This window comes from Pseudohongiella sp. O18 (assembly GCF_021729085.1).
Lineage (GTDB): Bacteria > Pseudomonadota > Gammaproteobacteria > Pseudomonadales > Pseudohongiellaceae > Pseudohongiella.
This window is the reverse complement of record NZ_JAJSAR010000001.1, coordinates 684,010-699,406: the sequence shown is the minus strand read 5'-3', so window position 1 is coordinate 699,406 and position 15,397 is coordinate 684,010. Positions and strand designations below refer to the sequence as shown.

12 protein-coding genes are annotated in these 15,397 nt (G+C 51.7%); all 12 read right to left on the bottom strand.

Going from position 1 to position 15,397, the window contains the following annotated elements:
* Positions 1 to 212: 212 nt before the first annotated feature.
* Positions 213 to 3,506: a CHAT domain-containing tetratricopeptide repeat protein gene (locus tag LVD14_RS03170; RefSeq protein WP_237132581.1), complete on the bottom strand. Its 3,294-nt coding sequence runs from the start codon at positions 3,504 to 3,506 to the stop codon at positions 213 to 215.
* The gene (locus LVD14_RS03165) at positions 3,503 to 4,027 is read right to left on the bottom strand and encodes a hypothetical protein (RefSeq protein WP_237132580.1); all 525 of its coding nucleotides are present in this window, start codon (positions 4,025 to 4,027) and stop codon (positions 3,503 to 3,505) included. The genes LVD14_RS03170 and LVD14_RS03165 overlap by 4 nt, the downstream gene beginning before the upstream one ends.
* Before the next feature lie 29 nt (positions 4,028 to 4,056).
* Positions 4,057 to 5,436, bottom strand: coding sequence for a peroxidase family protein (locus LVD14_RS03160; protein WP_237132579.1), 1,380 nt, complete (start codon positions 5,434 to 5,436; stop codon positions 4,057 to 4,059).
* Positions 5,437 to 5,611: 175 nt separating this feature from the next.
* On the bottom strand, positions 5,612 to 6,271 hold the full coding sequence (locus tag LVD14_RS03155; protein WP_237132578.1) for a hypothetical protein: 660 nt from the start codon (positions 6,269 to 6,271) through the stop codon (positions 5,612 to 5,614).
* A gap of 32 nt (positions 6,272 to 6,303) precedes the next feature.
* Entirely contained in the window at positions 6,304 to 6,876 is a 573-nt protein-coding gene (locus tag LVD14_RS03150) for an RNA polymerase sigma factor (RefSeq protein WP_237132577.1), read from the bottom strand.
* A gap of 234 nt (positions 6,877 to 7,110) precedes the next feature.
* Positions 7,111 to 8,946: a glutamine--fructose-6-phosphate transaminase (isomerizing) gene (gene glmS / locus LVD14_RS03145; protein WP_237132576.1), complete on the bottom strand. Its 1,836-nt coding sequence runs from the start codon at positions 8,944 to 8,946 to the stop codon at positions 7,111 to 7,113.
* Between the two features lie 21 nt (positions 8,947 to 8,967).
* A complete protein-coding gene (gene glmU / locus LVD14_RS03140) occupies positions 8,968 to 10,344 on the bottom strand; it encodes a bifunctional UDP-N-acetylglucosamine diphosphorylase/glucosamine-1-phosphate N-acetyltransferase GlmU (protein ID WP_237132575.1) in 1,377 nt (458 codons plus the stop codon).
* An 88-nt stretch (positions 10,345 to 10,432) separates the two neighbouring features.
* The gene (locus tag LVD14_RS03135; RefSeq protein WP_237132574.1) at positions 10,433 to 10,846 is read right to left on the bottom strand and encodes a F0F1 ATP synthase subunit epsilon; all 414 of its coding nucleotides are present in this window, start codon (positions 10,844 to 10,846) and stop codon (positions 10,433 to 10,435) included.
* A gap of 76 nt (positions 10,847 to 10,922) precedes the next feature.
* Positions 10,923 to 12,326, bottom strand: a complete 1,404-nt coding sequence (gene atpD, locus LVD14_RS03130; RefSeq protein WP_237132573.1) for a F0F1 ATP synthase subunit beta — start codon at positions 12,324 to 12,326, stop codon at positions 10,923 to 10,925.
* Positions 12,327 to 12,389: 63 nt separating this feature from the next.
* Complete coding sequence (gene atpG / locus LVD14_RS03125) at positions 12,390 to 13,250, bottom strand: F0F1 ATP synthase subunit gamma (protein WP_237132572.1); 861 nt, start codon at positions 13,248 to 13,250, stop codon at positions 12,390 to 12,392.
* A gap of 36 nt (positions 13,251 to 13,286) precedes the next feature.
* Positions 13,287 to 14,831, bottom strand: a complete 1,545-nt coding sequence (atpA, locus tag LVD14_RS03120; RefSeq protein ID WP_237132571.1) for a F0F1 ATP synthase subunit alpha — start codon at positions 14,829 to 14,831, stop codon at positions 13,287 to 13,289.
* A 25-nt stretch (positions 14,832 to 14,856) separates the two neighbouring features.
* The gene (locus LVD14_RS03115; protein ID WP_237132570.1) at positions 14,857 to 15,393 is read right to left on the bottom strand and encodes a F0F1 ATP synthase subunit delta; all 537 of its coding nucleotides are present in this window, start codon (positions 15,391 to 15,393) and stop codon (positions 14,857 to 14,859) included.
* Positions 15,394 to 15,397: the final 4 nt, after the last annotated feature.

Here is a 15,397-nt window from a genome sequence, read left to right as displayed (position 1 = left end):
ATTCCTGATTCTGAATGGCGACTTATCTGATTCGATCCAGTGTTTGGATTGACCCGGTGGATGGGTCCAAAAAGCTGCGTGCAGACTTTGTGGGTCTGCTCAGGAGGTCTCTGTCGTGACAGCAGTCAATGTCTCAGTCAAAACGAAAAGAAATTGCTTTTTTGCGTGATATTTCTGGGGTGTCACTGGTACCCAAAGGAGGGGCTTGGCACTTATTGCGTGGTGGGCGTAAATCGAAGCTGCGGGTCTTGATGTGTTGACGTAAGAACATAGGCAGCCCAGTAGAATGGAGCGCGGTAATTCGGATTCTGCTGAAGCTCCAATTGTGCCGATTTTAGCGCATCGGCCACATGTCCAGTCTGGTGAAGATGGCGGTAAAAAATGGCCATGAATTCCGCCGACGCCCGGTCTGACACTGGCCATAAGGTCGAAATCACGTGTCTGGCGCCCTGCGCGATAAAACCACGTGTCAGACCCATCATGCCTTCGCCTGCCAGCTCCCGGCCCATGGCCGTATCACAACCGCTGACAACAATAAGTTCGTTGTTGAACCTGTATGAAAACAGTTCTGGTAATGTAACAAAGCCAGTGTCCGGGTTGCCGTTCTCATCGATGACTGACAGCCCCAGACCGACATTGTCCTCATTGTCAGCATTAAAGTAGCCATGTGTCGCTATGTGCAGGACTTTGGCATTCCGGACATCATCACGTGCCAGGTTGCCTCGCGAGGCACGTTGACCAGTAAAAAGCTGTGTCCTGTCATCGCCAAAAAGCGCTGTGAGATTATTTGCCTCAGTTGCCGTGTTCGGAAGCCTCTGCAGACTGTCAGACCAACCCCTCAGTTCGGATGGCTCTGCGGTATCGAGCGTCGCGACAAGTTGTGTCAATTGATCCCTGTCGAATACCGGATCGGCAAACACAGCAACATCAAGCTGCGTGTTGCTGGCGTTAAGCGGCTTGTCCATCAGGAAGGCGGTTAATGATGGCAGAATTTGAACCGTGTATTGGGAAATCAATGGCGTGTACCCTGGCTTGCCTGGTATCGGCAGTGCAGCAAATGGCATTCGGTGTAAAGCACCGTGCGGCACTATCAACAGCTCTGTTTTATCTTGCAGTTGTGAGATACCTCCAAGCAAATGCCCGGAGAGGTCTGCCAGCGCCATGTAGGGCGACGCGTCAGGATGTGCCAGTTGTTCCCGCACAGTATCCAGCAGCCCGATCGACTCAAGATTTTCCAATTGAGTGACTGTCAGTGTTTCATCAGTCAGCGTGAATACGTAGTTGTCTGAGTCGGTTATCAGGTAGTACAGAGCTGCCTGATTGGGTTCGATTCTGGACTGTATCTCCGCAAGCGTCATTGCAGGAGGCAGGGGCATGCCCATTACTCCCTGCAATCGATGCAAACTCAGCACGTCCTGATGATGATAGTAGTTGGCGGGTAGACTTATGTTTGAGCTATCGATCCTGGCTGCCGCATTTGTATTGGCAATCTCATTGGCAATTCGGCTAATGGCATTTATCTGTGCTTTCTCTGCGGATCGACTGATTGGATCATCCCCCTGGCTGCTGCCAGATCCAGTCTTGTTGCCCTGTAGCTGATGTCCTGCAAACTGCTGACGCAGGGTCGCGGCCCGTGAGCGCTCTGTGATTGCGAACGCTTTCTCCAGCAGTTGCGCTTCACCGTTTTCAAGGTACTGCTTTAAATACGCTTCTGCCAACTGAACAAATATCCTGTGCGTCCGCGCTCCCCAGGCAGGACCGAGTCGTTCGGACTCAAATTGCTCATATTGGGATTCGATCAGATCAATTGCCATTAATCCATAAGGTTCAGCCCGTGCCATGTCTCCCTGTTCCAGGCTGAGGTTCATGGCCATGGCCAGGTTTTCGATTCTGTCAGCCTTATCGAGACGTGTCTGATCATCATCCTGTTCGACAAGTAACTCGTTAATCGTAGCCCATGCCTGAGCGCCACTACCTCTGCGCTGTAATAACCAGGCGTAGAGTCTCATTATGCGGGCGCGCAGAGCCGGGCTGATGTCAGTCTGCCGTTGCTGCCAGGCCCATTCTACGTTTTGCCAGGCCCGCTCATGATCGCCCTGGGCCAGGTAACTTTCAGCGAGCTCATACCGCGCGAGAATCATGGCTCTCTGATTTCCCGTTGCCTCCGCCTGACGCTGACACATAGTCTGCTCGATCAATGCGCTATCTATATCGCCGCTCAATCGAAGTGTTGCACCAAGTGCACAACGTGTGGTGGAAATAGCTCCGCTGGAGCTCTCGGAGAAAGCGATCGATTGACGATAGTAACTTTCAGATCGATCGTAGTCGGCTGTGACCTGGTACAGCCGACCCAGGTTTGAATACGCGAAACGATACACGAGAGGATGTTCGGCGGGATCAACCGTATCCAGTATATTGCGATAGTGTATAAGCGCGCGGCGATACTCCCCCAACCGGTCGTAGACGAATCCCAGATTGTTTTCGAATGCTGCCATCGGCACAGGATCAGCAGCTTCTCCAGAATAGATTCTACCGGCCAGCATAATGTCGATTGCCTCCGACAGATGTTGGCGCTGCTCAGCCAATGCCAACCCGGGCTGTTCACTCCGTCGGATTGCCAGGAAGCCCATAACGTCATGCAGGCGTCCGATCAGGCGCGACTCCTCGCCGGCCATCTCTGCCGCCAGGCTAATCTGCTCTTCCGCCTGTTCGATTTGTCTGGCTGCCAACAGAGCCTCCGCAAGCAGTATGCGAATATCAACCAGATCGCGCGACGACCTGTCTGAGAATTCTGCGGGGATCTTTACGATACTGTTCGCAGCACTTTGCAGCGATTCAATGGCGCCAGCCAGATCATTCAGGCGCAGCCTGGCCTCACCCGTTGCCCACGTGGTTTTATAGTCTTCTATTGGGTCACCAGGTACGGCGATGATTTCCGACAGCGTGTCCAGTGCATTTATAAAGTCTGCCTGACGTAGTTGCGCTTTTGCCATCATCAACAAAGCATCTCTCATCAGATCTTCAGAGACTGACCTGGCTGCCGCTGCAACATTGGCAAATATCTGCACGGCTTCGTCCCGTGACTGGAAGGTATCATCTGCCCAAAAACCATAGGCCTCGGACATACTTGTGCGCAACTCAATTTCACTGGCAGGGATGCTGCGCAGGGGCATGTCATACAGGTGCAGTGTACTCGGGCTGGAGTGAGGATAACGCGCATACACACAAACCGTATAAGACTCGTTTTGAAGTTCACTGCCCAGGACAATAAAGTGCTCTAACGCAGGTCCCGCAGGGCTTGCATAATTGAGTGACTGCTGTGGCCCCTGCAGCTCTATCAATAGTGATTCAGCGCCGGGCTCAATGCCGAGCAGCAATCCACCTGCAGGTACCTCGACCAGATGCTCCGCGCGAAATCTGTCATCTTCAGATCGGCACTGTGCTTGTGCCTGACTACTGAAGAACAGCAGTGCGCAAACTGCGCATTTTATTGCACCAGATTTCATGGATACCTGCAGCAAAACCACTTCTGGATGTCGTAGAAAGTCTTGGTGCTTCCGGGTGTCTTATCGTATTGCACCGACCAGATCAGCTCATTGACCATGACCTGCTTTCCGTCTGAAGCAGTATACAAACGCACAAGCACCACAACTGACTTGGTGCTGCTAAGTGTCAGCGGCGAGGAGATGGCATGATCACCAACAACCAGAAACCTCGCAGCACTCAGTGCTTCTTTCCCCAGAAAGTCGTCCCCGGAAATTTCCAGCGTAAAGGTTCTAAGCTTTGTTGCCGGTACCTGCTCCGGTTTACCGTGGTGGTCGACGGAGTATTCGCCGCGAGTCTCTTCCTGGCTTTTTATTTTTATGTGTACCCCACTCGGTGGGTAATAAGGTTCGTTGTCTCGTACCAGACCCGCGCGCCAATCATCATCAGAAAAAGGGTTGAACTGTTTGTTTCTTACAGTGCTTCCTCCAACCGAGTGCCACTCACTATTTTGAATGTCCATCCAGAAATCATTAACTGACATTTTTTATTCCTCTTTACGTTGAAACGGAGCTACTGCCTTATTATGAAACTAGTCGGATCTGAGATACTGTTGTTGGCTGCAAGTAACAGATCACTCATTTGCAAAAACTTTCTCCCTGGGAGATTTGCAATATTCTTGCTGGGGGCGATGTCTTGTCGGCGCGTTTTATACATTATTGAATCTCGGTCCAGCTGCAGTAGCCCACGGATAGATTCTGCTACAATCAGACTTCCTAGCGGCCCCAGCTTGCCGATCCCTTCAAATGTTTCCACACACGCTTCGGCCAACACGTAGTACCAAAGTGGTGTATGAGTACTCAGTGCCGGACTGCAGCTATCCAGAACATGTTGCGAAAAACCTGGCTTATTAAGGTTAAGTTGATCTCTATTAAGCAAACAGATCGGAATTTCCAGCTCAAGTAACCGGGCTTGATAGTTATTGAGTAGGTGATTAACTGTCGCCTGGCCAGAGCTGAGTCGCATCTGCAATCCCCGGAGCAGATTTCGGGTAGCCAGGTTGCTCTCCTCTGGTACAGGCAACGACTGTGTATTGATCAGATCGACGCGAACTCGTGGCGAGATTCGTAATGCCTTGTTTCGCGTTGGCAAGCCCCGCGTATTGTGTTTTGGAAAGTCAAAGAACAGCCGCCAGTCTACTAAGTGGGTTGCCGGCATCCGCTGGTACTTGCCACCAAAGCGGCCCTCACCGGTCATCTCAAAAAGTTCTGACACACTGACACTGGTCACTGCATTAAGGTTATAGTTGTTCTGTACCATGGCGTGCCCAAACCTGCCGGCAGCGGCGCTGTATTCAACCGGCAATACTGCTGGCTCTGAAGGGTCCGGGTCCCACAGTATATGTTTGTTCTCAAGGATTATGGCTTTCCAAACTGCCGGGTGGAGAATTTCATACAGGAAATCATGAAGAATAACCTCTTGATAGTGGAGTATGACCTGTTCTCTGGCTGCCTCGAAAAGCAATTCAGTACCAAGCTCCGGGCTATCGTGGCTGATTTCCCTGACAAAGAAATTATGAAGTTTCAGGAACTGAACGTGCAGCTGGGAAACGATTAGATTTTCGTCATTACGGTCATCGCCGATACAGGCACGCAAGCCGTTGCGAGGCAGGTCGTAACCTACAATGTCGGGCCCATCAGAAACCTGCGCATCGCCAAGGGCCATAAAGGCGCTGCCGGTTTTCCTCATCAAACTGCCAGCTATAGCACCATCGTAAACACTGCTGAGATCCAGTACGGAACTGACATCGCTGCGCAGGATGTCGGTGGTGAACGATTTGACCGTCTTATTGTGGCCCTCAATTCGCAGTCGACTCAGGTCATGAGCCAGAAACTGTCCAAGATAGGTATAGCCAGCCATTGCTGACACATTGGAGGCCTGCAGGTCCCGCATCGCGGCACCCAGTTTGCGCAAATCAGTGACGTCAAAGTCTGCCTGCGGAACTTTGTTGTTAAACAGCGTGTAGAGTTTTACGCCATCAGGTAAGGTCTTGAATTGCCCTTTTTCATTAAGACCTCGCACTAGTTCCATGGCAGCACTCCTGGCCCATAGGGAGAGTTAGTTAGGACTATCCGTTGAATTCGAGCAGGTAAGCTTGTTCCGATTGGCCACTACTGCCTGATTGCTGCACGCTCAGCAGATAACGACCTTCAAGCTCTGCGGGCGTCAGGAGCCGGACCATTCCGTTGGCATCTGCATGCAGCTGAAACTCAAAGCGTGGATTTCCGTCTTCATGAGTAAGCACTACCTGGTACGGCGCATCGTCAAGGCTAATGCCAACATCAATCTGAAGTAATTGCGTGTCGCCACTTAGTTGAATTTCAGTACCCGCGCTGCGGGTTGACTGCAGTGTGGTTACTGCGTTCAAGGCGAGCCCATTGGATAGCGATACGCCGTCGGTTAGCTGACTCTCTCCGCGGATCAGCAGGGTAGTTGCTACAGCGAGTAGCACCGTTGCCGCCATCGACATTGGTTGCGCTATCCATTGTTTAAAAGATGTGCGTGTTTCATGCGGAGTTTCGGATTTTATCGGGTGAATTGATGCTGATGCGGAATTTTCCAGCTGACTGAATGAGGTCAGCATGAGCTCTGCCTGACGGACCTGCTCGTGGAACTGCGGATCTTCCAGCATCCACAGTTCTACCTTTGCACGCTCCTCATCGGGCAGTGTGTCACGCAGGTACGAGTCAATCATCTCATCTCGAACATTGCTTTTTTCATCAAGCATGCTCGCTACCCTCCTGGACTGACTGACGCCGGCTAACTAATCTGGCCTCTGGTCTCAATCAGCTCTTTGAAACGAGTTCTTGCCCTTGATATCACCTTGTCGAAGTGACGGTGACTCAACGACAGTTCGTCGCAGATAATCTGTTTGTCCAGTTCATCTATGTAATAGCGCTTCAGTATCCTCTGATCGCGCTCGTTTTCCAGTTCGTCGAGAAGTGCCCTGACGGCAGCCGCTGCTCTCTCACGGTCTAGCTGTGCAAACTGGTCCGAATTCTGGTCAGCAAACTGGTCAATAAAGTCGCTGTCCGCATAAGTCTGTCTTCTGGCCGCCTTTCGTCCGTCGGCGATGCATAGCTTTATAGCTACACTGTGCAGAAATGCGGGTAATTTATCAGGCTCCGCTAGTGGTTCTGCCCGCAAGCGTTCAAGCGTAATGCGAAACGTCTCCTGACAAAGGTCGCGCGCCTGGTTTTCATCCTGAACCCGTTTTTTCAGTATATACAACACTATCCGATAATACCGCTCAACCAGCAGAGCTTCTGCCTGGCTGTCTCCTCGGCTAATGGCCGTGGCTATTTCTTCAGCGCTATCTCGGTTAGATTGCACGTATCGGTCCACCAGGTGGTTGTACAATGGCTATGGCCATCAGCCTACTTTATCCAAACAATAACAATTGGTTAAAGCAGGTAGGAACTCCCGATGTTACGATACGATCGTCACAAAAGCCATGCCTCGGAAGGTATGTTTTTGTTTCGCTCTACCAGTACTGTCACCAGATACCGAGATGTCTCAGAGCGAAACAAAAACAATTAGCCAAATGGCTAGGAAGGCAAAGATGTATTATTCAACTGTCACCGATTTGGCGAGATTTCGGGGGTGATCCACATCTGTGCCTTTAAGGATGGCCACATGATAGGACAACAGCTGCAGCGGGACGGTGTATACGATGGGAGCAAGTGCATCAGGCACGGCCGGCAATCTGATCAACTTGTACTCGCGTTCATCGTCAAAGCCAGCGGACTCATCCGCAATTACAAACAGCTTGCCGCCGCGCGCGCTGACCTCTGCCAGGTTGCCTTTAAGTTTGCCGAGCAACTCGTCATTCGGGGCGACGGCAACCACTGGCATCTTGTCGTCAACCAACGCCAGTGGTCCATGTTTTAGCTCACCTGCCGGGTAGGCTTCGGCGTGAATGTAGGAGATTTCTTTCAGTTTAAGTGCCCCTTCTTTCGCAACCGGGTATTGCGCGCCGCGTCCTAGGAACAGAGCATGATGTTTGTCTGCAAAATTGATGGAAAGCTGCTGAATGGCTTTATCTTGTTTCAACACATTTTTAATGAGCTCTGGCAGCTCTTTCAGATCTTTGACATAGTCGGCTTCTTCAGCCTCACTTAGGCCATTACGACGACCCAGCACCAATGAAAGCAGGAACAATGCCACAAGCTGCGTCGTAAAGGCTTTTGTTGATGCCACCCCAATCTCTCGACCAGCCATGGTCAGCAATGAGAAATCGGACTCGCGCACCAGCGAACTGGTCGCAACGTTGCAAATGGCCAGTCTGGCGACGTAAGGAAGCTCTTTGGCATAACGCAGCGCGGCCAATGTGTCCGCTGTTTCACCTGACTGCGAAATGGTAACAAACAGCGTTCCTGGTCGAACCACTATAGGCCGATAGCGATAATCACTGGCGATATCCACCTGACAGGGCAGTTTGGCAATCTCTTCCAGCCAGTACTTTGTAATTAGACCGGCATGAGAGCTGGTACCACAGGCAACTATCTGAACGTTATCTACCTGGTCGAATATTTCCCGCGCCTTGACGCCGAAGGCTTCCTCCAGCACATGCCGGTCACTGATACGGCCACTCAGCGTATTTTTGATGACTGCCGGTTGCTCGTAAATTTCTTTGAGCATGAAATGTCCGAACTCACCTTTTTCTATTTCATCGATTTCACTTCTGATACGGGTGACCTTTCGATCAATCGGTTTGTCTCCACTGAATATTCTAATGCTGTCGCGTTTGATTTCAGCGACATCGTGTTCTTCCAGATAGATGAATCTGTCAGTCACCTGGCCTAGAGCCAGTGGATCCGATGCCACGAAATTCTCGCCAATACCGCAACCGATTACCAGGGGACTACCGCTACGAGCGACTATCAGGGTCTCTGGCTCATTGGCACTCACCACGCACAGACCGTACGCACCGTGCAGGCGGGGAACAATTTTTTGCACGGCAGTCAGAAGATCCATTTCGGACTCGGACATAAGCTGATGTAACAGATGCACGACGACTTCTGTATCTGTGTCGGAGGCAAAGTTGTAACCTGCCTCTTTCAGTTCGTTACGAAGTTCGTTGTGGTTCTCGATAATTCCGTTGTGAACCAGCGCCAGACCACTACCTGAAATGTGCGGGTGTGCATTCTTTTCACTCGGTACGCCATGAGTGGCCCAACGTGTGTGCGCGATTCCGGTTCGGCCTTTTACCCCACTGTTCCCGACTTTGTCGACCAGCTCTTTTACCTTGCCGACCGCTTTGATAGTAGTAATGTCAGATGCGCCTTTTTCAATAATAGCGACACCTGCGGAATCATATCCACGGTATTCAAGGCGTTTCAGGCCCTCCAGTAGAATGCCGATAACATCACGCTGAGCCACAGCACCAACAATACCGCACATAATTAACTCCTGATTTCCGATTTATTTTTTAACTGGCCGCTTCCAGCCGCTGATATTCTTCTGTCGGCCTCTGGCAACAGCCAGATCGTTATCCGGTACGTCAGAGGTTATGACGGATCCTGCGGCGACAGTTGCCTGTCTGCCGACGGCAACAGGCGCAACCAATGCCGTATTCGAACCAATGAATGCACCGTCTTTTATAACGGTTTTAGCCTTGTTTACACCATCATAGTTGCAGGTGATGGTACCGGCGCCAACGTTTACCTGGTCACCAATTTCTGAGTCACCAATATAACTGAGGTGGTTTACTTTGCTACCAGTGCCAAGTATCGCTTTTTTGGTCTCAACAAAGTTACCTATTTTGCTGCTTACTCCAAGTTCTGTTCCAGGGCGAAGCCGTGCGAAGGGTCCGACGTGGCAATCGTCCTGTATTCTTGCTGATTCGATATGGCTGTTAGCCAGAATATGCACATTGTCGCCGATGTCGCTATCAATGATTGTTACATTGGGACCTATAACAACATTATCACCGATACGCACCTTGCCCTGCAGAATGACATTGATATCGATTGATGAGTCGCGGCCTATGCTGACGTCGCCACGAATATCCAGACGGTTCAGGTCCATGATGGTAACGCCAGACAACGCAAGTTCACGCGCCTTGCGAATCTGATAGGTTCGTTCTAGTTCGGCCAGTTGCAGTCGGTTGTTGACTCCCTGTACCTGCGGTGCGTCGTTGGTTTGCAGGGCGGCGATAGTAACGCCAGCGGAATTGGCAATGGCGACTGTGTCAGTAAGATAGTATTCACCCTGAGCGTTATCAGTCGTCAACTGTTGCAGACCTGATTTTAAGAGAGCGGCGCGAAATGCCATGATACCGGTATTGATTTCCTTGATTTGACGCTGCTGCGGGCTAGCGTCTTTTTCTTCGACGATACCAATGACATGGCCGTTGTCATCACGGAGGATTCGTCCCAGTCCGAAGGGATCATCAGTTTGCAGTGTAAGTACTGCAATGCCGTGCTCGATCGCCAGCTCGGTTAATCCCTGTAAGCTCTCAGGTTTTACCAGAGGGACATCACCATACAAAACCAGCACTATAGAGTCATCATCATCCAGTTCCGGAATTGCCTGCATGACGGCGTGTCCTGTACCCAACTGTTCTGATTGAGTGACCCAGACGAGATTGCCAACATCATTGGCTGAGGCATAGTGGTTTCTGATCAGGTCTGATTGAAAGCCTGTGACGACACAGGTTTTGCGTGCCTGAAGTTGTTTGGCGGCATGCAGTACATGTGTCAGCATGGGTCGCCCGGCAAGCTCGTGTAATACTTTTGGTTTGTCGGAGTACATGCGGGTACCCTTACCCGCCGCCAGCACAATCACATCTGTAGTCATTTTTCGATCCAAAAAAAAGGGTAGCACTGTGGCTACCCTTTTTACCGTGATTCGACCCCGTTAGACAAGGTCGTCCAGGTGATATCTATTACTTCTTCAGCTGCTTCAAGGCACGCAATTGAGCAACTGCTTCTGCCAGTTGTGTTGCAGCGCGTGAGTACTCGAACTCTGAGTCCTTGTTTGCAATGGCTTTCTGTACGTCTTCGATTGCCTGCTGAGCCGCAGCTTCGTCAACGTCTCCGGCGCGAATTGCGGTATCGGCCAGAACTGTTACAGTGCCAGCCTGAACTTCCAGATAGCCTCCGGACACGTAATAGATTTCCTCGCCGCCATCGCGCAGTACACAACGCACCGGGCCAGGAATCAGTTCGGTCAGCAGTGGCGCATGGCCTGGGGCCACACCCAGATCACCCAGGGTACCGGTAGCTACTACCATTTCTACCAGGCCGGAGAAAATCTGTTTTTCTGCACTTACGATGTCACAATGCATAGTCATCGCCATAATCTTTATCTCTTTGCAACGCTGTCAGGGCTTACCGCCAGGCAGCGGTTTCCTGCTGCCTGGGCCCGGTTTGGCATCAGCCTTTGAGCTTGGCTGCTTTTTCCACGGCTTCTTCGATGGTGCCGACCATGTTGAAGGCCTGCTCCGGAATGTGATCGTAATCGCCGTTCAGGATTCCTTTAAAGCCAGCAATCGTGTCTTTCAGAGATACGTATTTACCGGGTGTGTTGGTAAATACTTCTGCCACGAAGAATGGCTGAGACAGGAAGCGCTGAATCTTACGAGCACGGGCAACGATCTGCTTGTCTTCTTCAGACAGTTCGTCCATACCCAGAATCGCGATGATGTCTTTCAGTTCTTTGTAACGCTGCAGAACTGACTGCACACCACGCGCTACTTCATAGTGCTCCTGACCGATAACCAGCGGATCCAGCTGACGGGATGTGGAGTCCAGGGGGTCAATCGCCGGGTAGATACCCAGCTCGGCGATGGAACGTGACAGTACCACGGTTGCGTCCAAGTGAGCGAACGTGGTGGCTGGTGACGGGTCAGTCAAGTCGTCCGCAGGTACGTAAACGGCCTGGATTGACGTGATGGAACCGGTCTTGGTGGAAGTAATACGCTCCTGCAGTACACCCATCTCTTCCGCCAGTGTTGGCTGGTAACCTACCGCTGAAGGCATACGGCCCAACAGTGCAGATACTTCAGTACCGGCCAGTGTATAACGGTAGATGTTGTCGACGAAGAACAGAACGTCACGACCTTCGTCACGGAATTTTTCAGCCATGGTCAGACCAGTCAGTGCCACACGCAGACGGTTACCGGGCGGCTCATTCATCTGGCCGTAAACCATCGCCACTTTGGAGTTGGTCAGGTCATCCATGTCGATAACCTTGGATTCCTGCATTTCGTGATAGAAGTCGTTACCTTCACGAGTACGCTCACCCACACCCGCGAATACTGACAGACCAGAGTGAGCCTTGGCGATGTTGTTGATCAGCTCCATCATGTTAACGGTCTTACCAACACCGGCACCACCGAACAGACCAACCTTACCACCTTTGGCAAACGGACAGATCAGGTCGATAACCTTGATGCCTGTTTCCAGCAGTTCATTGGATGCTGACAGCTCGTCGTAAGCAGGAGCCTTACGGTGAATGGGCATACGCTCCTGTTCACCGATGTCGCCGCGCTCATCGATCGGGCGACCCAGTACGTCCATGATACGGCCCAGTGTTTCTTTACCAACTGGTACTGAAACGGGCGCCTTTGTATTGGTCACATCCAGTCCACGACGCAGACCTTCGGTACTGCCCATCGCGATGGTACGTACGATGCCGTCGCCCAACTGCTGCTGCACCTCAAGTGTGATTTCGCCGCCTTCGACGGACAGTGCATCATAGATACGAGGTACTTCTTCCCGAGGGAATTGTACGTCGATAACTGCACCGATAATTTGTACGATACGACCGCTACTCATGTCCGGTTCCTCTTAAATTTTCCTGATCTTCAATTCTGTTAATGACTGATTATGCTGTGAGCCTTAAACCGCTGCTGCGCCACCGACGATTTCCGACAGCTCCTGCGTGATCGATGCCTGACGTGCCTTGTTGTAGATCAGGCCCAGTTTCTCGATCAGCTCACCGGCATTTTCAGTTGCGTTCTTCATCGCGATCATTCGCGCTGCCTGTTCACTGGCAATATTTTCCACGACTGCCTGATACACCTGAGTTTCCAGGTAGCGCGTCAACAGGCCATTCAGCAGCGCTTCGGCCTGAGGTTCGTAGATGTAGTCCCAATGATGCTTCAGTTCAGAGTCGTCGGATGCTTCCAGCGGAAGCAGCTGAGCAACAACAGGTTTCTGAGTCATTGTATTGACGAACTGGTTGCTGACCAGGTAAAGCCGGTCAATTTCACCATTTTCAAACTTGTCCAGCATCACCTTAACGGCACCGATTACCTGGTTGAGCTCGGGTGCATCACCCAGGCCACGAACCGAAGCAACCACCTTGCCACCGTAGCTGTTGAAGAAGGCCGCTGCCTTGGCGCCAACTGCACAGAACTCCACTTCGACATTCTGTTTACGCCATTCAGCCACATCCTTGACGGTTGCCTTGAATGCGTTGATGTTCAGACCGCCGCACAAGCCGCGGTCTGTGGACACAACGATGTAGGCAACACGCTTTACTTCACGGTTGGTGAAATAGACGTGACGATACTCCGGATTCGCGTTGGCAACATGTCCGATTACATTCCGGATATGTGTGGCGTAAGGTTTACCTACGGCCATACGGTCCTGCGCCTTACGCATTTTGGATGCAGCCACCATTTCCATGGCGCTGGTAATCTTTTGCGTATTGTTAATGCTGGAGATCTTGCCTCGAATCTCTTTACCACCAGCCATAATTCACCGCCTACCTTATCTATCCAGGTCCTGGTCTTACCAAGTCTGAGTTGATTTGAACTGCTCGATCAAAGCCTTGAACTTGGCAGCAATCTCGTCGTTGTAGTCTGGTTTCTGGTTGATGCTGGCAAGCAGTTCTGCGTGCTGGCTGTTAGCGTAAGACAGCAGTGCTTTCTCGAAGGCAACAACTTTCTGAAGCTCTACATCCTTCAGGAAGCCTTCGTTGGCCGCAAACAGTACCAGACCCATTTCCGCAACTGACAGCGGTGTGTACTGGCTCTGCTTCATCAGCTCGGTTACGCGCTGACCGTGTTCCAGCTGGGCGCGGGTTGCTTCGTCCAGATCTGATGCAAACTGGGCGAACGCCGCCAGTTCGCGATACTGAGCCAGTGCGATACGGATACCACCACCGAGCTTTTTGATGATCTTGGTCTGGGCCGCACCGCCTACCCGGGATACGGACAGACCCGCGTTGATCGCAGGACGAATACCCGCGTTGAACAGGTCGGTCTCCAGGAAGATCTGACCGTCGGTGATGGAAATCACGTTGGTCGGAACGAAGGCAGATACGTCACCAGCTTGCGTTTCAATAATTGGCAGTGCAGTCAGTGAGCCGGTCTGGCCTTTGACTTCGCCATTAGTGAACTGTTCTACGTACTCGGCATTCACGCGCGATGCGCGTTCCAGCAGACGTGAGTGCAAGTAGAAAACGTCACCAGGATAGGCTTCACGGCCCGGCGGACGACGCAACAGCAGAGAGATTTGACGATAGGCCCAGGCCTGTTTGGTCAAGTCATCATAGATGATCAGAGCGTCCTGGCCACGGTCGCGATAGTACTCGCCCATGGAACAACCAGAGTAAGGTGCCAGGTATTGCATAGAGGCTGGATCAGATGCTGATGCCGCAACAACGATGGTGTACTCCATCGCGCCGTGCTCTTCCAGCTTGCTTACCACGTTGGCAATAGATGACTGCTTCTGGCCAATCGCGACGTAGATACACTTAACGCCTTTGCCCTTCTGGTTGATGATGGCGTCAACGGCTACCGCAGTTTTACCTACCTGACGGTCACCGATGATCAGCTCACGCTGTCCGCGACCAATTGGTACCATTGAGTCGATTGCCTTGAGACCGGTCTGTACTGGCTGGTCAACTGACTTACGTGCAATTACACCAGGTGCCACTTTTTCTACCGGTGCGGTCAGTTTAGCGTCAATTGCACCTTTACCGTCGATGGGGTTACCCAGCGCATCAACGACTCGTCCTTCCATTTCCGGTCCGACCGGTACTTCCAGAATACGACCGGTACAACGGCAGGACTGGCCTTCTGCCAGACCCTGATAGTCGCCCAGTACGACTGCACCCACGGAGTCACGCTCCAGGTTGAGTGCCATACCGAACAGGCCACCATCGAATTCGATCATCTCACCGTACATGACGTCTTCGAGACCATGAATACGTACGATACCGTCAGAAACGCTGACAATAGTACCTTCGTTTTTGGCCTGCACAGAAACGTCGAGACTGTTGATTCTCTGCTTGATAATTTCACTGATTTCTGACGGATTCAGTTGTTGCATGCTTTTTCCCTCATTCCCAGGTGGTCTAGGAACTCAATGATTCGGCTAATTTGTTCAGTTTTCCTCGAACAGAATTGTCGATGACAGTATCACCTGCTCGAATAACGGCGCCTCCGATCAGTCGCTGATCGACATGGGCGTGCAATTTGACCTGACGATCCAGGCGTTTCTGCAATGCCTGTGTCAATTGCTCCACCAGCGCGTCACTCAGCTCGAACGCAGTGGCAACATCTACATCGATGCTCTTTTCCTGGGCCGCTTTGAATACCTCAAAGATCTGTCTGATCTGGACCACCAGGCCCAACCGGCGGTTTTCAGCCAGCAGTTTGATCATGTTCTGACCTTTGTCAGAGATTGCGTCACCGCAGATCTCCAGCAGGGCATCGGATTGCTGCTTTGCAGTCAGTGCCGGGTTTTTCAACAGGCTGCTGACTTTGGCGTCGGCGCTGACTGCGGCCAATGTGGTCAACATTTCTGACCACTGCGCCAGTGCCTTGTCTGCCAAGGCAACTTCAAATGCTGCTTTGGCATAGGGCCGGGCTAATGTAATTGACTCTGCCATCGTT

Coding starts and splice junctions, on each gene's coding strand:
- LVD14_RS03170 (WP_237132581.1), bottom strand. CDS start 3,506: ATGAAATCTGGTGCAATAAAATGCGCAGTTTGCGCACTGCTGTTCTTC.
- LVD14_RS03165 (WP_237132580.1), bottom strand. CDS start 4,027: ATGTCAGTTAATGATTTCTGGATGGACATTCAAAATAGTGAGTGGCAC.
- LVD14_RS03160 (WP_237132579.1), bottom strand. CDS start 5,436: ATGCGGGACCTGCAGGCCTCCAATGTGTCAGCAATGGCTGGCTATACC.
- LVD14_RS03155 (WP_237132578.1), bottom strand. CDS start 6,271: ATGCTTGATGAAAAAAGCAATGTTCGAGATGAGATGATTGACTCGTAC.
- glmS (WP_237132576.1), bottom strand. CDS start 8,946: ATGTGCGGTATTGTTGGTGCTGTGGCTCAGCGTGATGTTATCGGCATT.
- glmU (WP_237132575.1), bottom strand. CDS start 10,344: ATGACTACAGATGTGATTGTGCTGGCGGCGGGTAAGGGTACCCGCATG.
- LVD14_RS03135 (WP_237132574.1), bottom strand. CDS start 10,846: ATGGCGATGACTATGCATTGTGACATCGTAAGTGCAGAAAAACAGATT.
- atpD (WP_237132573.1), bottom strand. CDS start 12,326: ATGAGTAGCGGTCGTATCGTACAAATTATCGGTGCAGTTATCGACGTA.
- atpG (WP_237132572.1), bottom strand. CDS start 13,250: ATGGCTGGTGGTAAAGAGATTCGAGGCAAGATCTCCAGCATTAACAAT.
- atpA (WP_237132571.1), bottom strand. CDS start 14,831: ATGCAACAACTGAATCCGTCAGAAATCAGTGAAATTATCAAGCAGAGA.
- LVD14_RS03115 (WP_237132570.1), bottom strand. CDS start 15,393: ATGGCAGAGTCAATTACATTAGCCCGGCCCTATGCCAAAGCAGCATTT.